The sequence below is a fragment of the Paenibacillus alkaliterrae genome, from assembly GCF_021532375.1.
Classification (GTDB): domain Bacteria; phylum Bacillota; class Bacilli; order Paenibacillales; family Paenibacillaceae; genus Pristimantibacillus; species Pristimantibacillus alkaliterrae.
On sequence record NZ_JAKGAP010000073.1, the window covers coordinates 1 to 19,417 of the forward strand.

Below are 19,417 nucleotides of genomic sequence, written 5' to 3' on the forward strand. Positions count from 1 at the left end.
CGGCGGGAACGGCCCCGGCCCTGGCGGGAACGGCCCCGGCCCTGGCGGGAATAAGCCTCCCAGGCCTCCCGGCTGCGGCATTAACATGCGTGGTCCTCTACAGCCGCAGTCGCTGCCGGCTGGTAGCGCTTGTTGCGGTTCCACGAGATAATGTTGCTGGTTAGTGTAAGTATATTCCATACAAGAACTCAGTCTCCTTCACGAAACAGATTAGGCGAATATCCTGCTGTATCGTATGCGGCGCCCGCCCATCCGGTGTGCGGAAGCTCAAAAAAGGATGAACGAATGCTATATATCCCTGTCCCATATCGATCTAATTTGAGCTAATCTCGTTAAAAAGAAATTGTGGACTACATGTAACATGACTTATGCAGTTCGACCCTTTTTATAGGGGCTGTTTGACGCGCTATGATGGGTTTATACAGTAACTTCTCACTTATGTATTACTTCTAACTTAGCGACCGGTTTATTCAAACATAGATTCTCACAATTACCAATTAATCTCGCGAACTGCATAAGTCATGCATGTAATTCCTGCATGTAAAATAATTACATTACGCCTTTAACGAAGCAAGTAACTATAAAATGAAGACTGTCAATCAACGTCCAACGTGCATAAGACGAGGCAATTTACCGGTAATTTCAGCTCTATTTTGCTTCACCCGCTCTCAAACAGAGCTCAAATACCCCACGAATCTGAAATAGTGCTAAAAACTAGCTCTAATTGCTCCAAACTAACCAAAAATGCAAAAATAGAGCTGGAAATTAGATCTATTGTGCACCACCCGCCATCAAACAGAGCTCAAACACACCACGGCTCTGAAATAGAGCTAAAAACTAGATCTATTTCCTCCAAACTAACTAATATTGCAAAAATAGAGCTAGAAATTAGATCTATTATGCAGCATCGCCGGTTCTCCAACGAGTTCACCCAAAACCGCTGAATAATTCTGGATTTTTCCTCTTGCACTCCATCTATAACAACGAAAAAAGCGGCGCCGTCTCATAAGAGAGACAGCGCCGCTTTCGGAATCGATACTATTTTACAGCTGCTTCGTAACGCTTGCTGACTTCATCCCAGTTTACAACGTTCCAGAAAGCTGCGATGTAGTCAGGGCGTTTGTTTTGGTAGTTCAGGTAGTAAGCGTGCTCCCAAACGTCCAAACCAAGGATTGGCGTTTCGCCTTCCATGATCGGGCTGTCTTGGTTAGGCAAGCTGTATACTTTCAATTTGCCGCCGGCAACCGCAAGGAAAGCCCAGCCGCTGCCGAAACGGGTTGCTGCCGCTTTCGCGAAGTCAGCTTTGAATGTGTCAAAGCCGCCAAGCTCGCTTTCGATAGCTGCTGCAAGATCGCCTGTCGGCGCTCCGCCGGCGTTTGGTCCGATTGTTTCCCAGAACAAGCTGTGGTTAGCGTGTCCGCCGCCGTTGTTGCGAACAGCGGTGCGGATTGCTTCAGGCACGACGGCTAGATCGGAGATCAGCTCTTCGATCGATTTGCTTTGCAATTCCGGAGCGGATTCCAAAGCAGCATTAAGGTTAGTCACGTATGCGTTATGGTGACGGCCGTGGTGAATTTCCATAGTAGTCGCATCGATATGCGGCTCAAGTGCGTTGTGCGCGTACGGCAAAGCAGGTAGTTGATGTGCCATTTTTTACAGCCTCCTAATATATGTAGTTATCCTTAACCATTATCCCTTATCCGATCGAATAAATCAACATTATTGTTTCAAAAGTCGGGAGGCGCGAATGACCCGTCATGACCTAAAATAGGATATCACTGAGTGTCGAAAATTATGCGAATGCCGCGGTCCGCTAACAATAAATTTACAGGAAGATCATTAAAATGAATGAAAGCGTTTAATATTAAGCGCTTTCAGGAGATAATCGATGATTTGTTTAATTTTTTTAAGGAATATTAAAGATAGAAGCAGGATTTCGTTAAATTTTGTCGTATTATAATCTAAATGCAGCACTATGACATGGTATAGAAGGTGTAAATGTAATGAATGTTCGTTCCTTCCAGCTGTCCGATTACCGACCAATTACGGCACTTCTTGAGGATGTACTAACAGAAGAGTGCTACGAACAAACGATGGAAGCTTTTGCTCGCCAATTGTCATGGGATAGCGATTTAGTTCTAGTCGCTGTCGAACATTCAGAGATTGTTGGCATGATCATCGGTACGATTGATAATAACAAGGGTTATTACTATCGCATCGCCGTTTCTTCCCTGCATCAACGGAAAGGAATCGGCAAAGCGCTCGTTCATGGATTGCGCCAGCGCTTCGAGCAGCGTCATGTCACAAAGATACTTATTACCGCGGACGAGCACAATGAACCGGTTCTGCCGTTATATGAGTCGATGGGGTACGCTTCAAATGACTTTTTCCGGTCTTTTCAGAAACTAGCCATTGTAACGGGTTAACGCTAACTTTACTGCATGTGAGTTGTACGCAGGGCATATCTGCATCGTCATTGATTTTGGCGGTGAGATATGCTTTTCTTATTCATATAACCTTTTTTTGAGGAGAACGGAATGGAACATTATCGGCACTGTGTCATCAAAAGCTTTAAGCATAACGGTCACCTGCACCGTACATGGCAACAGAATTGGCTTGTTCCGGATGAGCTGCTAACGCCTGAGCATCGGGCGGAGTCGATGACAGTGCTCATTAACCGCCAAACGCCGATTCAAGAATCTGACGGGAAAATATGGATCAGCCGAGTTCCTGCAGTCTCCTTTTTTATACCTGGCCAATGGTTTAATGTCGTTGCCCTGCTGGAGGAAGGGGGCGTTCGCTATTACTGCAACGTTGCTTCGCCGCCTTATTTGCAAGGAGACGTGCTTACCTATATTGATTACGATTTGGATGTTATTCGCACGGCGGACGGCGAAAGGTTCGTTGTGGATCAAGACGAGTATGACATGCATAAAGCAGCGTATCATTATCCGAAAATGGTAGATGAGAAGGTGCGGGAGGGGCTGGATGCGCTTTTGCTGCGAATCGATCAAGAACAAGCTCCCTTCCATGAACAAGTTGTGACTCAATATTTTGAGGAATGGTTTAAACAAATCGATGAGGTGAATGAATGAACTTGCTGGAGCGGGATAGGGAGAACGAGGCGGGGATGGCAGACGAGGATCGGCCTTCTGCTGTTTTAACGGCCCAAAAGCGCCCCGAATGGGTGAGAGAGCTGCTGGATTGGGTGAAAACGTTAGTCATTGCCTTCGCGGTCGTAATGACTTTGCATTTTTTTGTTTTTAACCTTTCAACGGTTGAGGGGCATTCGATGGAACCTACGTTAACCGATAACGAATGGCTTTTCGTTAATAAATTCGTTTACTTGACAGGCGAGCCGAAGACTGGTGATATTGTTATTTTGACCGAGCCGGACTCAAATGCCAAAGACAAAAAATTTCTAGTGAAAAGGGTAGTAGGTGTCCCCGGCGATCGGATCGAAATCCATGATAAGCGGCTGTACCGTAACGGGGAGCTGATAGACGAGCCCTATACGGATACCGTTATTGAGGATATGAGCTACGGACCGGAAGTAATCAGCGAAGGGCATTATTTTGTGATGGGAGACAACCGGCATGCGCGCGCAAGTATGGACAGCCGCTCATTCCATGCCGTTCCGAGCGAGCTGATACGCGGGAGAGCCGATTATATTTTATGGCCGTTCAAAGAGATAAGGGCACTCTAAAGGCAGACGTATATAAGGAGGGGTCAAGGATGAAGGACGTTATGATTTATACGGACGGCGCGTGCTCCGGCAATCCCGGTCCGGGCGGCTGGGGAGCGGTGCTGTTTTTTGGCGCTCATCAGAAGGAGATATCCGGAGGGGAGAAGCATACAACGAACAATCGAATGGAGATTCAAGCTGTCATCGAAGGGCTGAAGCTGCTCAAGGAGCCTTGCCAGGTGAAGGTATACAGCGATTCGGCTTATGTCGTAAATTGCTTCCAGAAGGGCTGGATTAACGGCTGGCTGCGCAATGGCTGGAAGAACAGCAAGAAGGATCCGGTCGAAAACCAGGATTTGTGGAAAGAGCTGTGGGAGCTTATGAACAAACATAAGGTTGAATATGTGAAGGTGAAGGGTCACAGCGATAATGAATGGAATAATCGCTGCGACCAGCTTGCCCGCGAAGCCATCAGAAGGTTGTAACCAATGACAGACCGGTGGGTAAAGCTGAAGGAGGAGCTGCTCGAGGCGGCGCCAATCCTGGGCATCGATAAAATTGGAATCGCCTCCGCCGACCCTTTCGTTTCTCTAAAACAAATATTGCTCAGGCATCGCGAGCTCGGCAGGGAATCCGGCTTTGAGGAGCCTGACATAGAGAAGCGGACGAATCCGTCGCTTCTATTCGATAAGCCGCAATCGATTATCGCGATCGCGATCGCCTATCCTTCGAAGCTGAAGGACCCTCCGAAGTCGGAACCTGGAGCGAGACGCGGCATAATGTCGCGCTCGGCTTGGGGAGACGATTACCATCGCGTGCTGCGTGACCGATTGGCAAAGCTGGAGGAATGGTTGAGAGAACGCGTTCCCGAGCTGCGCGCAGAAAGCATGGTCGATACGGGAGCATTGTCAGACCGGGCGGTCGCGGAGCGCGCGGGCATTGGCTGGAGCGCCAAAAATTGCTCCATCATCTCGCCCGGGCTTGGCTCATGGATTTATCTTGGCGAGATGATTACGAATTTGCCGCTCGCACCGGATGAGCCGATCACGGAGGGCTGCGGCTCATGTACGAAATGCATCGACGCTTGCCCGACGGATGCTTTGGTTGGTCCGGGGCAATTGAATGCCAGCCGCTGCATCTCCTTCGTCACTCAGACGAAAGGAATGCTTACGGATGAGTTCATGCGCAAAATCGGCAACAGGCTATACGGCTGCGATACGTGTCAGACGGTTTGCCCGGTTAACCGGGGTAAAAATTGGACACATCAGCCGGAGCTGCAGCCTGATCCGGAGCTCGTCAAGCCGCTCCTCGTTCCCTTGCTTACGATGGGCAATAAAGAGTTTCAAGCGAGATATGGGCGCACCTCCTCCGCATGGCGCGGGAAGAAGCCGATCCAGCGGAATGCGGTTATCGCGCTTGGCAACTTTAAAGAGGCTGGCGCGGTCCCTGATCTGATCCGGGTATTGGAGCAGGATACACGTCCTGTCCTTCGCGGCACGGCGGCGTGGGCGCTCGCGCGCATCGGCGGCGAGCAAGCTGCAGAGGCGCTGCGCGCTGCCTCGGCGAAAGAGAGTGATGAGGAGGCTCTGGCGGCTATTTCGAGCGCGATTGAGACCATGCAATCAAATCCGGCGAGGCTGCAAGGGGACAGCGTGTAAGAGCGGGTGAAAGGCTGGGGACATGCCTCAATCTGTTCATTGCGAACATGGGTTGAACATGCTATCATGGGAACATTATACACAGCAGGAGCTTGGAAAGGGACGGGTGACATTTATGTCTTGGGTTGATATTGTGGTACCTATCGTTACGTTATTAGCAGGAGCAGCCGGTGGTTTTTTTGCAGGCGTATTCTATTTGCGGAAGCAGCTGGAGAAGATGCAGAATGATCCGGAAATGATTCAGAAGATGGCTAAGCAAATGGGCTACAATCTGAATAAGCAGCAAATGAACAAAGCGCAAAACATGATGAAAAATCAAAAGTTTCCACGCAGATAAAGCGAATGGGTGAGTGAGGCCGGAAGGGGAGTTCTGAAATGGCGGGTAAGAAGGATTACGTCAATTCGATGGTGACGAGCAACCAGGAACAGATTGAGTACCACATTAGAGAGATCTTAAAGCTCGTCGGAGAAGATGTAGAGCGTGAAGGGCTGCTTGAAACGCCTGCCCGCGTAACACGCATGTATGAAGAGATTTTTGCAGGCTACGAGGTTGATCCCCGCGAAGTGCTTGGCGTAACGTTCGATGAGCAGCACGAGGAGCTTGTGATCGTGAAGGATATCGTCTATTACAGCCAATGTGAGCATCATATGGCTCCATTCTTCGGGAAAGCTCATATCGGCTACATCCCAAGCGGCAAAATCGCCGGACTCAGCAAGATTGCGAGATTGGTAGAGGCCATTACGCGGCGGCTGCAGGTGCAGGAACGAATCACGTCGCAGATCGCGGATATTTTAGAGGAAGAGCTGAAGCCGCATGGCGTAATGGTCGTCGTGGAGGGCGAGCACCTGTGCATGTGCGCACGCGGCGTGAAGAAGCCGGGCAGCAAGACGGTAACGTCCGCCGTCCGGGGCGAATTCCGCAGCAGTGCAGCTCTTCGTTCCGAATTTCTCACTTTGCTGAAGCAATAGATTTATATTCTGAAAACTCCGCCGGGAGTGTGCTCCCGGCGGAGTTTTTTTGTAGCTGGCAGTAAGTTGCCGGTGTAGCTCTCCAGACGGCGGGGCCCGAGAGAGGTTACTGTGAAAAACCATCATAGCGCGTCGAATAGGGCTAGACGGAGGGAAGATAGTGTACAAATCTTCATTGCGTAATCAGTACGGCACCCAAACCAATCTGCGCGCTTCCTCGAACCGATCGCTTACATAAGGCCAGTTGACGACATTCCACCAATCCTTCACGTATTCGGGGCGTCTGTTCTGATGCTTCAAATAGTAAGCGTGCTCCCACACGTCGAGCGCGAGCAATGGAATAACGTCCCATTGGGACAGGTTCTGGTGCTTCTCGGCCGTTAAGATTTCGAGACGTCGGCTGCGCGGACTCCATACGAGAATAGCCCAGCCGCCCCCCTCGACCTTTGCTGCCGCCTCGCTGAATTGTTTCTTAAAGGCAGCGTAGCTGCCAAAGTCATTCGCGATCTGGCTCGCGAGCGTACCGACAGCATCACCTCCTCCGTAAGGCGACATATTGTTCCAGAAAAGCGTATGGAGGTAATGCCCTGCACCGTTAAAAGCAAGCTCGCGCTCCCAATGCTTCACGAGGTCGAAATTTCCGGTGTCACGGGCGATCTGCAGCTGCGTTTCCGCTTTATTTAATCCATCCACATAAGACTGGTGGTGAATATCATGATGGATTCTCATCGTTTGTTCATCGATATAAGGCTCAAGGGCATCGTATGGGTAAGGGAGGGGAGGCAGTGTGTGCCCGCCTATCGGTACCTGCTGAAGAGGGGCGCGATGCTCGCGATTGCCCGGGCTGTTCGAGGCTTGACGATAGGCGCTCATTAATCCAATATAATAATTCGATTCGCGAATGGCATGCAGGATGACGGTGCGATAATTGGAAGGGCCGGCGGGCGAGCTCGTTCGATCGACCAGCTGCGAGAGCTGATCGACGTAGGTGCGAGACTGCTCAAGAGCCGCATCAACCAACGACTCGACGGTTTGTTCGACTTGCGAAGGCAGGCGAGTCGGGTAAGGCAGCCATTCGTCCAGCCATTGCGTTGCGTAGTGGGCAGTATGGGAAAAGACCGGGTCCCAGGATTGGAGCAGCTGCACATATTGGCGTTCCAGCTCAGGAACCGCCTGCAAAATAACGGTTGTATGCTCCTTCTCTTGCATTTTCCAATGACGAATGAGTTCCATAACTCGGACGGGCATGAGCGATCCGTAAACAAAAAGCACGACCATCGCCTCCTTTTGTCGCAACAAGTGCATCTATGCTAGATGTATTCGCTGCTTCGAAGGCTTATGTCGTGCTTTTTTTGATTAGGCTCTGTCAGTTTGGAGCTTTTGATTTACCTGGCTCAAAAATAACGCAGCCCGTTGAATGTATTCCGCCTTGTGTGCCCGAAACAGCATCTCATGCTGGCCGTCCGGAACGATCCACTTGCGGGACAGCAAGTGGCTTTGGCCTTCCGCTATCGCTTCAGCGGTTTGGAACGGAGCTTTCACATCATTTGTTCCGTGAATAATGAATAGTGGAATATCATATACGTTCGAAATAACCTCACTTGCCGGAATGGAGCCGAAGCTGGTACCCGTCCAAAGCGGAATCAACGATTCGATAAGAGGCAGCGAGAAATTAGGAAGAGATACGAATTGATTTATATTATTAAATAAGGCCTGGGAGCTTGGTATGAACAAGCTGTCTAGAATCATGGCATCTATTTCTTCGGTTTGAAGCGCAGCCTGCAGAGCGGTTCCTGCACCCATGGAGAAGCCCCAGACCACGATATCCTCGGCGCCGCGGGATTTGGCATAATCAACTGCCGCTAGCAGCTGCTGCGACTCCTCGAGGCCGCCAGTGGCCGGTGCCTTGTATTCTTTCGAGGCGTAGCTGTAATCAAACATCAATATATTATAATTCAAACCGTGCAGCAGCTTCGATAGCTCGTACATCGGCACCCAAGTTTCTTCGCGGTTGGCTCCGTAGCCATGGCTGAATACAACAGTTCGCAGCGACCGGGCAGGCTCGCTTGCATCGGAATCCGCCGGGATGAACCAGCCGCTGACGGTTGTATTGCCGCTCTTGCTAGGAAAAATAACATCCTCATATTCTACGCCGATAGCGGCATTCGGATTTGACGATAGCGGTGCCACGAAAGGATAGGCCAGCATCCAAGCCACATAGCCGTGAAAAATGACGACAGCAAGAAAGCACATGGCCGTAACGGAAGCGATCGAGGCGATCAACAAATGCTTGCCCCGGCTTTTAGTTTTGTTGCGAGCGAAGATATGGTCTGTGTCCGGATTAGGAAACGGCTGAAGGCCTTGCGGAAATCTACCTTCAAGCGGCAGCGGTGTCATTGTTGTTATGTTCATATCTTCATCTCCTAACTATGATGTACGGTAAATCCTCATTGTAAGCGCTTTTCTTTTCTAGTACTTTTATCGTAGTCTGGTCCTATATGCCTGTCAATTGATGTCGGTATATTGTTAATCAGTTGTAATATAGCTGTAATGTAAAAGTCTTTTCTTTACGTTCATGTACGCATTGAGTTATACTGAATGAGAAGCAGTTTCATTGGATGAAACTATATGGAAGGGAAGGTGCGGCTGCATGGAGGATGGAAAATCGACGGTTCGAGCGGTGGATCGGGCGCTGGATATATTGCTATGCTTTACTTCCAAGACGGACTGGGCGATGACGGAAATATCCGAACATGTCGGCTTGCACAAAAGCACCGTTCACCGCATGCTCGCTACTTTGGAGGAGAAGGGTTTCATAGAACGGGATCGGTCAACGGACCGGTATCATTTGGGACTTAAGGTATGGGAGCTGTCCGCTAACCTATCACGAACGGATGACCAAGCGACGATTTGGCTTCCCGAGATGGAACGTCTGCGGGACCAGCTTGGAGAGACGGTCAGCATATATGTAAGAGACGGGTCGGAGAGGATCCGCATTCAAGCCGTGCAGAGCAGTCAGCCTGTTCGCCGGGTAGCTCCGGTAGGCGTCAGATTGCCGCTCTATGCGGGCGCATCAAGCAAGGTGCTCATTGCTTATTCGGAGCCTATTGTGCAGGAAAGCATTTTCGGCAATCCCTCGTGGTTGTATTCGATCGATCTCGATCAATATAAGCAGCAGCTGGACGAAATTTGCTTGAATGGCTATGCAACCAGTTTCGAGGAACGCGAGCCGGGGGCAGCGGCTTTGTCGGCGCCTATCTTTGACCGTACGGGAAAAATAGCAGCTGCGTTGTCCGTATCAGGCCCGGCAAGCAGGCTGACGATGGATACGATGAGGGAATACGCCCCGGTAATGATGGAATCCGCCAAGCGGATGGGCATTATGATTTTATAGATGTTATGCAAAAAAACCGCAGGTTCCAGGTATGTCCTGGAACCTGCGGTTTTTTGTTGCTGCTGCAAATTAATTCATGTTTGCAATCATTTGGCGGAGTACCGTTTGCAGGATACCGCCGTTGCGATAATAGTCGACGTCAACCATCGAATCCAGGCGCACGATTGCAGGGAATTCGAACGTTGTGCCGTCTTCGCGAGTAGCTTTAACCGTTACTTGCGTACCTGGGGTAACATCATTGGACAAGCCGCCGATATCGAATGTCTCGCGACCAGTGATGCCTAACGTCTTCCAGCCTTGACCCTCTGGGAATTGAAGAGGCAATACGCCCATGCCAACCAGATTGGAGCGGTGAATACGCTCGAAGCTTTCCGCGATTACGGCTTTGACGCCAAGCAGGTACGTACCTTTTGCCGCCCAGTCACGGGAGCTTCCCGTACCGTATTCTTTACCGGCCAGGACAACAAGGTTTTTGCCGTCTTTTTGGTATTTCATCGATGCATCGTAAATGGACATCACTTCATCGGTTGGCAAGTAAGTCGTTACGCCGCCCTCTGTGCCAGGCGCCACTTGGTTGCGAATACGGATGTTCGCGAACGTACCGCGCATCATGACTTCATGGTTACCGCGGCGGGAGCCGTAGGAGTTGAAGTCTTTGCGCTCGACGCCGTTCTCGATCAAGTATTGGCCGCCTGGGCTGTTAACCGTGATGTTACCGGCAGGGGAGATGTGGTCCGTCGTGACAGAATCGCCCATAAGAGCAAGCACGCTTGCCGAGTGAATATCTTGAATATCCGTTAGTTCGGGACCCAGGTTTTCGAAGAACGGCGGGTTTTGGATGTAAGTCGATTTAGCATCCCACTCGTAGCTCTCGCCTTTTGGTACCGAAATCGCGTTCCAACGCTCATTTTGCGTAAATACGTTCTCGTATTTGTCACGGAACATTTGCGGATTCAGAGCAGCTGTCATCGCATCGTTAATTTCTTGCGAAGTCGGCCAAATATCCTTGAGGAATACAGGCTTGTTGTCTTCTGTAAATCCGATTGGCTCGGTCGTTAGATCAATATTTGTCGTTCCGGCAAGCGCGTATGCGATAACTAGCGGCGGGGAAGCCAGGTAGTTAGCTTTTACCTGAGCGTGAACGCGGCCTTCGAAGTTACGGTTACCGGAAAGAACAGCTGAAACCGTCATATCGTTGTCTGCGATCGCTTTGCTTACTTCGTCAGGAAGCGGGCCGGAGTTGCCGATACACGTCGCGCAGCCATAGCCGGCAACATGGAAGCCCAACGCTTCAAGCGGCTCAATCAGGTTTGCTTTCGTCAAGTATTCCGTAACGACGAGCGAGCCAGGCGTCAAGGAGCTTTTCACATAAGCCGGCTTCTTAAGGCCAAGGGCAACGGCTTTCTTCGCAACAAGGCCTGCACCGACCATAACGCTAGGGTTGGATGTATTCGTGCAGCTCGTAATCGCCGCGATAACGACAGCGCCTGTGCCCATTTTGCTCACTTGGCCGTCATTATGCTTAACCGTTACGAATTGCTCGATTTTCTCATCGCTTAGGCCGTAACCGCCTTTATCGATCGGGGTGCGAATGATGTCATTAAACGATTCTTTCATCGCTGTAAGCTCTACGCGGTCTTGAGGACGCTTCGGACCTGCAAGCGAAGGAACGATCGTCGAAAGGTCCAGCTCAACAATATCAGAGAATACAGGATCTGGAGTCGCATCCGTGCGGAACATGCCTTGCGCATTGTAATATTTGTCAACAAGCTCGATTAAATCCTCGGAACGGCCTGTTTGGCGCATGTAGCTGAGCGTTTCGCTATCGACAGGGAAGAAGCCGATCGTAGCGCCGTACTCAGGTGCCATGTTGGCAACCGTCGCGCGGTCAGCAAGGCTGATGTTTGACAAGCCTGGGCCGAAGAACTCGACGAACTTGCCTACTACGCCTTTTTTACGCAAAATTTGAGTAACAGTCAGCGCAAGATCTGTAGCCGTGGAGCCTTCTGCAAGCTTACCAGTCAATTTGAAGCCGATAACATCAGGCATGACGAAGTAAAGCGGCTGTCCAAGCATACCCGCTTCAGCCTCGATACCGCCTACGCCCCAACCAACAACGCCAAGGCCGTTGATCATGGTGGTATGGGAATCCGTACCTACGAGGGAGTCAGGGTAAACGACAGTTTCACCGTCTATTGTTTTTGTAGCGGCTACGGAAGCCAGGTACTCAAGGTTAACTTGGTGAACGATACCTGTTCCCGGCGGAACCGCACGGAAATTATCGAATGCCGTTTGCGCCCAGCGAAGGAAACGGTAACGCTCTTCGTTGCGCTCAAATTCAACCTTGGTGTTATACTCTAGCGCCTCTGGCGTACCGAAAGCGTCAACCATGATCGAGTGGTCGATTACAAGGTCAACCGGAACGAGCGGATTAATTTTTTTCGGATCTCCGCCTGCTTTTTTCACCGTGTCGCGCATTGCAGCTAAGTCAACAACAACCGGTACGCCGGTAAAGTCCTGCAATACGATACGGGCAGGGATGAAAGGAATTTCCTTATCTTCACGACCGTCCGCCCATGTAGCAAGCTGTTTAACATGTTCAGGTGTGATGGCGCGGCCGTCAAATTGACGAACAGCTGCTTCAAGCAATACTTTGATGGAAAAAGGCAGTCTCGAAATGTCGCCTAGTCCTTGTTCTTCAAGTCCGCCCAGACGGTAGTAAGCAAATGATTTGCCGCCTGCGTCCAGCGTCGTGCGAACCGAATAATGATTTTGTGTAGACATCGTCATTCTCCTCTTTTGAATATAGTTCGTGTTTCATTGTGTGAAACACGATTTCAAAATCGCTATATCTATAGTATATCGTTAAAATAGCCGTTCCGTAAAGACCAATTATGTCCTTTTACGCATGTAAACCAGTTTGAAAACGAATCCTGCGAATATTACATGAAACCTCATATCGTCTCATATAATGAAGCAGTTATTCTGCCGCATCACGTTAAGCTCAAGGAGGGATTGCGATGCCGCGAACGGGTAACCGGGGATCGGGCAGTCAGAATCAGAAGCGAAATCATGCATCGTCAAAACCGATAGCCTCTCAGCGCAAGCTGCAGGAAAAGGCTGCCATTCATGTCTCACCGCCGTTTAAAGAGGATGATCGGCAAGAAGGAGCTGCTTCTTCTTTGTCTCGCGTACAGGAACGCGCCGGCATATCCTCACAGCCGGAAAGGCAGCCGCAATCCAAGCTCAATTCGCTCCTTCGCTCATCGGACTATGATCATAAACGGCAGCAAGATAGCGAGAATGGCTGGAAGTCGGCCGTTCATCTTTATGTGAGCTTATACAATCAGGCCGAAACGAATCAGCATGCGACTGTATTGACCGATTACGTGTCGGACCGCGATCACTGTGCCCGCCTTCGCAGCAGACTTGAGCGGCTGCGCGAGCGTGATTTACTTAGAGGCGCGCTGCCGGCAGGCAGTGAGACCAAGGCCGAGCTCATTCGTGTGAACGAATCGCCCAGCGAGGTATCTGTGCTTATAAGGCTCCATATTAAGAGAAGGATGGAACAGTCGGGACGTTATTACATGGAGGAAAGATCCGAATATGAGCGTCTTTGGCTAGGGCTGTCCGCGAACTGTTGGGTTGTTCTGCGAGTAGAGCCGCTAATCGCGGAGCGAAGACCGCGATTTGGCACGTCCACGGACAATTGGATGACCGTGGATGACTATTCGGAGCTTTTTGGCGATATGTCCTCACCTTCAACACCATACTTAAATTATGACCTATTACCGCAATTCAAACACCGTCCAGCAGGCATTCGTTACAGGAGAGATTTGGTTGCCGCTTATGCGGACCGCTGGTGGAAGGAAGGCAATCCGTCTTATGAACTATTCGAGGTAAACTGCACCAATTACGTCTCGCAGTGTATCTTTGCAGGCAATGCTCCGATGAACTATACTGGTAAGAGAGAAACGGGCTGGTGGTATAAAGGTCGAAATAAAGGCAGTGAATGGTGGAGCTTTAGCTGGGCAGTGTCGAATGCGCTGACCAATTATTTGACTGCTTCCAGGTCCTCGGGTCTTCGCGCTGAGATTGTGCAATCGGCGGATGAGCTCCAGCTTGGAGATGTGATTACGTATGACTGGAATGGCGATCAACGCTTCCAGCACAGCACGATCGTAACCGCCTTTGACTCGTTCGGCATGCCGCTCGTCAATGCAAATACCGTATCCAGCAGGCATCGATATTGGGATTATCGCGATTCCTACGCTTGGACGGAACAGACGAAATATCGTTTTTTTCATATTGCTGATCTAATATAATTATCGTACCGGAGGATATGCCATGGGGAGCAAAGTTCGAGTTGGTTTAGTGTATGGGGGGAAATCGGGAGAGCACGAGGTCTCTCTTCAAACGGCTTTCGCTGTAATGGGCGAGTTTGATTATAACAAATATGAAATTAAACCTTTCTATATTACGAAGCAAGGCCAGTGGAAAACAAGCCAAGTGCTTGGGGCTCGTCCAGCGAGCGTTGAAGAGCTTCGTTTCGATACAAGCGAGGCGGAGCAAACAGGCTTCGCGCTCGCTCCGGTATTTGCCGGCTTAAGCGGAGGACTTGCCGGAGACAGCGGTGTGCCGCCGATCGACGTTGTGTTCCCGCTCTTGCACGGCACGTTCGGCGAGGACGGAACGATTCAAGGTTTGTTCGAGATGGCCAACATTCCATACGTCGGAGCAGGCGTTCTCGCTTCTGCCGTTGGGATGGACAAGATAATGATGAAGAAAGTGTTTGCCCAAGAGGGCTTGCCCCAATGCGTATTCCGCTATTTCAACCGCACGCAGTGGGAGAGAGACGCTTCGTTCTTCATCATGGAATGCGAGGTGTCGCTAGGATATCCGTGCTTCATCAAGCCGGCCAACCTGGGCTCGAGCGTAGGCGTGTCCAAAGCCAAAAATCGTGAAGAGCTGATCGAGGCCGTGAATTTTGCGTTCCGTTTTGACCGCAAGGTCATCGTCGAAGAGTTCGTCGATGCAAGAGAGATCGAAGTAAGCGTGCTTGGCAATGATGACGCCAAGGCATCCGTGCCGGGCGAAATCGCGGCTTCCAATGAATTTTACGATTACAAAGCCAAATACATCGACGGCAAATCGACCATGCAAATTCCGGCGAACTTGTCGCCCGAAATGACCGAATCCGTCCGCGAAATGGCGGTCAGAGCTTTCCAAGCCATCGACGGCTCCGGCTTGTCCCGCGTCGATTTTTTCCTTCGCAAAGCGGATAATCAGCTGTTTATTAACGAGATTAACACCTTGCCCGGCTTCACTCCATACAGCATGTACCCGCTCATGTGGAAGGAAACAGGCATTCCATATAAAGAGCTGCTGGACACCCTGATCACCTTAGCCCTTGCCCGCCACGCCGAAAAACAACGTATAGACTACACCGGCGGCGCGGCAAAATAACAGAGGCTGTCAAACCATAAACAAAAAACCCCGGTTTAGTTTCGCAAAACGAAACTAAACCGTCTATTTCATTTAGCGGGAATCATCCACTGTCAGCGTGACCCTCAGGAACAGGCAGCCCAGGTGCACGAAACTTGAAGCGTGTCCCGCAGGGACGAATGCGAGCGCATCTCAACAGTAACTCACATCCATCTCACCTGCTCGAACATTAGTCCAATTGCGGGAGTCCAGAGGGTGCAACCCTTGGGGCCCTCCCTTGGAAGGGAGGGTTCGAAAGCCTTTGAAGGTTTGGTAGTAAAACCCTTTGAAGGTTTGGTAGAAATTTCACTGAAAGAAGGGAAAATTTATGGGTTTTGCAACCGAATATAATTCTGTGTGCAAATTCAAGTCCGAACAAGAGCTGTATGAATTGTTGGAATATGGTCGGGGCAAAATGGTCAAGAGCGGCTTTCGCGTATTTCCGACTGGCCAGAAGGTAATTGCTTACACACCGGCCAATGAAGCAATCGCAATTGTCCGTATCCTGGCTTCTATCGCAGAAATTAATTTTCAAGGCGAGGAAGTAACGCAAGTGGAGATGGAGCTCGTGAGAAAGCTTACGGCTGAAGAAGCAAAAGTTCAAACGGCGCTTGCGTTTGAAATGTTTTTTGGGGAAAGGGCTTAGCTGCGACTAAATGTAACATACATATCGGTGGAGCATAGGCGACAAGGCAGTGGCCGGCGAACGTTTTATTCGTCAGTTCGGTGCCTTGTCGTCTCGTTTTAAGCATCGGTTTACGCTTCGGACCTCACCGCGCCAGCTTGATTGATAACGTCATCGAAAAGGTGAATAACTCTCATGGAATGGTTTCTTCTCGTATTGCTCGGCCTTGTAGCAGCTATGTTCGGCAGCATTGTCGGACTTGGCGGAGGTATTATTATCGTACCTGTCCTGATGCTTCTTGGGTCCGTGCTTACCGGCGACACGATTGGACATGCTGAGGCTGTCGGCATTTCGCTGACAGTACTGGTTGTGACGGCGCTTGCTTCAACGATGTCCTATGCAAAGCGCAATATCGTTGATTTTCGCAGCGGCGGACTATTTTTTATAACGAGCGGTCCTGCTGCAGTTCTGGGCTCTGCCTTAACGGGACTTTTGCCTGCTGGTGTATTCCAGCTTTTATTTGGGGTCTTTATGCTGCTTATGGCCTCGCTCCTGATCGCTCGTGACTATATGAAACCGTTTACGAAGAAATGGCCGATCGTGCGTACCGTAAAGGATGCATCAGGACAGGTGCATACGTATAGCTACGGTATTATACCCGCACTTGCAATCGGATTTGGCGTCGGCCTCATATCTGGCTTATTCGGAATCGGGGGCGGATCGTTGTTTGTGCCGCTAATGGTGTTACTGTTTCGCTTTCCGGCGCACATGGCAACGGCCACGTCGATGTTCGTTATCTTTTTGTCTTCGATCCTTGGAAGCGGGATGCACGCCGTTCTAGGAGATACGAATTGGCTTCTGGTGCTGGCGCTTGTCCCTGGAGCGTGGATTGGCGGAAAATTAGGCGCGGCTATTGCGGTCAGAATGAGCGGAAAAGGGCTCTTATGGCTTTTAAGAGTTACTCTGCTGTTGTTAGCTGGACAATTAATTGTTGAAGGCTTGCGGTCATTTTGGTAAGGTGGAACTATTCAAATACGAAACTTGGTGCAAGGTTCATACGTATCATTAGGAGGACATGGACTCTGCGTTCATGAATTTACATAGAGGGAAGAGTGATAGTCCGTGAGTGACCAGAATAATGGTTCCGTCATAGGCGGGAAAAGCTTTACTGCCGTCGCTATCAATTGTGCGTCAAAGGCAGGAGAATGGATACAGACGAAGCTTGGAAATCACGCAAGCCTTGATATAAAATATTCCTCGCACGACCTGGTTACGGAAGTCGATAAAGGCTCGGAGCGATTGATTCGCAATTTAATTATGACCCATTTTCCTCATCATTCATTCTTGGGGGAGGAGGGCGTAAAGCCGGGACCGGAGGCTTCGACGAAAGCGTTAGAGGACGTTCGGGAAGCGGAATACTTGTGGATCGTCGATCCGATCGACGGAACAACAAACTTTGTGCACGGCTTCCCTTTTTTCTGCGTGTCGATTGCGCTCGCGCATAACGGTGAAGTAATCGTCGGCGTGGTTTACGACCCGATGAAGGATGAGCTGTTCGTCGCGGAAAAAGGGAAAGGAGCCTACGTCCATGGCAAGCGGATGCAGGTATCAAAGGAAGAGACGCTGCGGGGCAGCCTAGTGGCTACGGGGCTTCCCGCCGATCATCAATATGCGCTGCCCTTGAACCTGAGAGGCATCGGAGCGATTGCTCCGCAGGTGCGCAACCTTCGCATTGCCGGATCGGCAGCGCTGCATATGGCTTATGTCGCCGCGGGTCGTTTAAGCGGATTTTGGGAAATCGGGCTTAATAGCTGGGATTTGGCGGCCGGTGCCTTGCTTATTCAAGAGTCCGGCGGCGTCGTAGGCGATACGCTTGGCAATCCCTATCATTTAGGCGTACGCAACGTTGTGGCCTCGAACGGCATCATACAACAGGAGCTTATAGCCGCGCTTGCTCACGCAGAAGCGAATCAATAGAAGCAGGAGGACAACGAACCGCAGACGTGCCGGTGCGTTGTCCTTCTCTATTTAGATCATGGAGAGTGATAAGCGGAGAGTAGCAACAATTGTTAGTTTAATGATATAATATCGTCAGAATAATGTCATTAAGAAGGGGGTTGTAGAGAGTGAATATTAAGCCTTCTACTACAATTAGACAGGATTACAATGGCTTTTCGAAATATTGCCATGAGCTTGATGAGCCAGTGGTTCTAACACGCAACGGGGAAGCCGACTTAGTTGTTATGAGTCATGAGGCATTTCGACGAATGGAAGCTCGCATCAAACTACAATCTAAGCTTTTGATAGCAGAAAAGCAGGTAGCCGAAGGAACACAATTACTTGACCATGATCAAGTAATTGCACGTATGCGGAGGAAGATCAATGCTGCCAAAGAATAAGATCAAATATTCTCAAGCAGCAGTTGATGATATGGATGAAATATTTTCGTTTATATCCCAGGATAATGTTTCCGTCGCAGAAAACATACTGGAAAAGTTAGATCATTATATTGCAGGTTTAGCAGATTTCCCAAGTATGGGCTCTGTATTGTCAGACGAAGAATATACGCTTATACAGCGTGGCTACCGATTTATTGTTGTGAATCCGTATTTGGTTTTCTATCGGATCATTGATGATAAAGTAATCATCCATCGTATTTTGCATGGGCGTAGAGATTATCTTCGTGAATTGTTTTGCTCGTTTGAATAGCCGCTCAAATGTTTACGATAGCACACGAATTAGCTCACATATGGTTTGGTGCGAGTTTTCAATATTTTGATTACGCAAAAGCAGAATTTGCAGGAATTGATTCGGAATTGAATACATGAATACTTTTGAAATGCTCCGTAAGTTGAGAGCAAATCTAGGGGAATAAGTTTAAGTATAGCTAAAGGGAAGGCTTAAGTTAGCCCTCCCTTTTTGTTTATCATCTCAGTCGAGAAGATTCCCTCTTCAACATAGTAAGGGGGAGATGAATCGATTTCTTTTTGGTTTATAAATGCGAACATATGTGCTATAATTTGGGTGAGGGGGTGATCCCAATATTCGTCCATAAAGCCTACAAATTTCGTATCTATCCTAACAAAAAACAAGCAATACTCATGAACAAAACGATAGGCTGCACTCGATTTGTGTTTAATTTTTTCTTGGCCAAGCAGCTAGAAAAGGATGCTTATTGGCACATTGTCGAAGAAATGAAGCAAAGCGGTCAATTGCCTTCAAATGAGTGGAAAGGCGAGTTTTTTAACAAATATGAAGCCATCAAAGGCGTTCGGGAGTTAAAACAGCATTATCCTTTTCTTAAAGAAGCGGATAGCATAGCCTTACAAAAATCGGTTGAAAATCTAAATGATTCGTATACCCGCTACTATAAGAAGCAAAGCTCGGTTTGGTTCGTTTTTCCAAAAGTCGTGCGGTCGAGGGAAGAATCTTAAATGCTACGATTCGCCTTCAACCCAGCGGTAAATACTTCGTTTCACTATTGGTAGAAACCGAAGTACAGGCGTTGCTCCTGTTGCGGAACGAAGAACAAAGACGTGAAGAATCTCGCCTTGCGTGAATGGGAATGCCCAAGCTGCGGCAGTCATCACCATCGAGATCTG

At 49.5% G+C, this 19,417-nt stretch carries 20 protein-coding genes and 2 pseudogenes; 17 read left to right on the top strand and 5 right to left on the bottom strand.

All coding sequences use genetic code 11. The features are described from left to right. Together L1N85_RS22465 and L1N85_RS22470 are read right to left on the bottom strand one after the other, a co-directional pair. A pseudogene (locus L1N85_RS22465) lies at positions 1-180 on the bottom strand (hypothetical protein); the annotation flags it as partial. Between the two features lie 858 nt (positions 181-1,038). Continuing rightward, positions 1,039-1,650 carry a superoxide dismutase gene (locus tag L1N85_RS22470; RefSeq protein ID WP_235241290.1) on the bottom strand — a complete coding sequence of 204 codons (612 nt, stop codon included), beginning with the start codon at positions 1,648-1,650 and terminating at the stop codon, positions 1,039-1,041. 353 nt (positions 1,651-2,003) lie between these two features. Here L1N85_RS22470 and L1N85_RS22475 point away from each other — a divergent pair, with 353 nt between their 5' ends. From L1N85_RS22475 to folE, 7 genes are all read left to right on the top strand, one after another. Beyond that, a complete protein-coding gene (locus tag L1N85_RS22475) occupies positions 2,004-2,426 on the top strand; it encodes a GNAT family N-acetyltransferase (RefSeq protein WP_235241291.1) in 423 nt (140 codons plus the stop codon). Between the two features lie 111 nt (positions 2,427-2,537). Further along, the gene (locus L1N85_RS22480; RefSeq protein WP_235241292.1) at positions 2,538-3,095 is read left to right on the top strand and encodes a DUF402 domain-containing protein; all 558 of its coding nucleotides are present in this window, start codon (positions 2,538-2,540) and stop codon (positions 3,093-3,095) included. Then, on the top strand, positions 3,092-3,706 hold the full coding sequence (lepB, locus tag L1N85_RS22485; protein WP_235241293.1) for a signal peptidase I: 615 nt from the start codon (positions 3,092-3,094) through the stop codon (positions 3,704-3,706). The genes L1N85_RS22480 and lepB overlap by 4 nt, the downstream gene beginning before the upstream one ends. Before the next feature lie 29 nt (positions 3,707-3,735). Then, entirely contained in the window at positions 3,736-4,170 is a 435-nt protein-coding gene (gene rnhA / locus L1N85_RS22490; RefSeq protein ID WP_235241294.1) for a ribonuclease HI, read from the top strand. 3 nt (positions 4,171-4,173) lie between these two features. Further along, positions 4,174-5,343, top strand: a complete 1,170-nt coding sequence (gene queG / locus L1N85_RS22495; RefSeq protein WP_235241295.1) for a tRNA epoxyqueuosine(34) reductase QueG — start codon at positions 4,174-4,176, stop codon at positions 5,341-5,343. 115 nt (positions 5,344-5,458) lie between these two features. Continuing rightward, positions 5,459-5,680 (top strand): YneF family protein, encoded by a 222-nt coding sequence (locus L1N85_RS22500; RefSeq protein ID WP_235241296.1) that lies wholly within the window; start codon positions 5,459-5,461, stop codon positions 5,678-5,680. A gap of 38 nt (positions 5,681-5,718) precedes the next feature. Then, positions 5,719-6,312 carry a GTP cyclohydrolase I FolE gene (gene folE / locus L1N85_RS22505; protein WP_235241297.1) on the top strand — a complete coding sequence of 198 codons (594 nt, stop codon included), beginning with the start codon at positions 5,719-5,721 and terminating at the stop codon, positions 6,310-6,312. A gap of 183 nt (positions 6,313-6,495) precedes the next feature. Here folE and L1N85_RS22510 read toward each other — a convergent pair whose 3' ends face one another. Together L1N85_RS22510 and L1N85_RS22515 are read right to left on the bottom strand one after the other, a co-directional pair. Further along, positions 6,496-7,584: a Fe-Mn family superoxide dismutase gene (locus tag L1N85_RS22510; RefSeq protein WP_235241298.1), complete on the bottom strand. Its 1,089-nt coding sequence runs from the start codon at positions 7,582-7,584 to the stop codon at positions 6,496-6,498. A gap of 84 nt (positions 7,585-7,668) precedes the next feature. Then, positions 7,669-8,724, bottom strand: coding sequence for an alpha/beta hydrolase (locus tag L1N85_RS22515; RefSeq protein ID WP_235241299.1), 1,056 nt, complete (start codon positions 8,722-8,724; stop codon positions 7,669-7,671). A gap of 238 nt (positions 8,725-8,962) precedes the next feature. Here L1N85_RS22515 and L1N85_RS22520 point away from each other — a divergent pair, with 238 nt between their 5' ends. Continuing rightward, a complete protein-coding gene (locus L1N85_RS22520; protein WP_235241300.1) occupies positions 8,963-9,706 on the top strand; it encodes an IclR family transcriptional regulator in 744 nt (247 codons plus the stop codon). 69 nt (positions 9,707-9,775) lie between these two features. On the opposite strand, the gene acnA is transcribed toward L1N85_RS22520, so the two are convergent. Then, positions 9,776-12,490: an aconitate hydratase AcnA gene (gene acnA, locus L1N85_RS22525; RefSeq protein WP_328285265.1), complete on the bottom strand. Its 2,715-nt coding sequence runs from the start codon at positions 12,488-12,490 to the stop codon at positions 9,776-9,778. Positions 12,491-12,726: 236 nt separating this feature from the next. On the opposite strand from acnA, the gene L1N85_RS22530 reads away from it, so the two are divergent. The 9 genes and pseudogenes from L1N85_RS22530 to L1N85_RS22570 all read left to right on the top strand — a co-directional run. Then, positions 12,727-14,031 carry an amidase domain-containing protein gene (locus L1N85_RS22530; protein ID WP_328285266.1) on the top strand — a complete coding sequence of 435 codons (1,305 nt, stop codon included), beginning with the start codon at positions 12,727-12,729 and terminating at the stop codon, positions 14,029-14,031. A 22-nt stretch (positions 14,032-14,053) separates the two neighbouring features. After that, the gene (locus L1N85_RS22535) at positions 14,054-15,172 is read left to right on the top strand and encodes a D-alanine--D-alanine ligase (protein ID WP_235241302.1); all 1,119 of its coding nucleotides are present in this window, start codon (positions 14,054-14,056) and stop codon (positions 15,170-15,172) included. Between the two features lie 346 nt (positions 15,173-15,518). After that, on the top strand, positions 15,519-15,836 hold the full coding sequence (locus L1N85_RS22540) for a hypothetical protein (protein ID WP_235241303.1): 318 nt from the start codon (positions 15,519-15,521) through the stop codon (positions 15,834-15,836). Positions 15,837-16,010: 174 nt separating this feature from the next. Continuing rightward, positions 16,011-16,832 carry a sulfite exporter TauE/SafE family protein gene (locus L1N85_RS22545; RefSeq protein WP_235241304.1) on the top strand — a complete coding sequence of 274 codons (822 nt, stop codon included), beginning with the start codon at positions 16,011-16,013 and terminating at the stop codon, positions 16,830-16,832. A gap of 105 nt (positions 16,833-16,937) precedes the next feature. Further along, complete coding sequence (locus L1N85_RS22550) at positions 16,938-17,792, top strand: inositol monophosphatase family protein (RefSeq protein ID WP_235241305.1); 855 nt, start codon at positions 16,938-16,940, stop codon at positions 17,790-17,792. Positions 17,793-17,941: 149 nt separating this feature from the next. After that, the gene (locus L1N85_RS22555) at positions 17,942-18,214 is read left to right on the top strand and encodes a type II toxin-antitoxin system Phd/YefM family antitoxin (RefSeq protein WP_235241306.1); all 273 of its coding nucleotides are present in this window, start codon (positions 17,942-17,944) and stop codon (positions 18,212-18,214) included. Next, entirely contained in the window at positions 18,198-18,524 is a 327-nt protein-coding gene (locus tag L1N85_RS22560; RefSeq protein WP_235241307.1) for a type II toxin-antitoxin system RelE/ParE family toxin, read from the top strand. Before L1N85_RS22555 ends, L1N85_RS22560 begins: the two co-directional genes overlap by 17 nt. A gap of 332 nt (positions 18,525-18,856) precedes the next feature. Then, positions 18,857-19,323 (top strand): annotated as a pseudogene (locus tag L1N85_RS22565) (helix-turn-helix domain-containing protein); the annotation flags it as partial. A 28-nt stretch (positions 19,324-19,351) separates the two neighbouring features. Then, on the top strand, positions 19,352-19,417 hold a 66-nt coding region (locus tag L1N85_RS22570), incomplete at its 3' end, for a transposase (protein ID WP_235241309.1).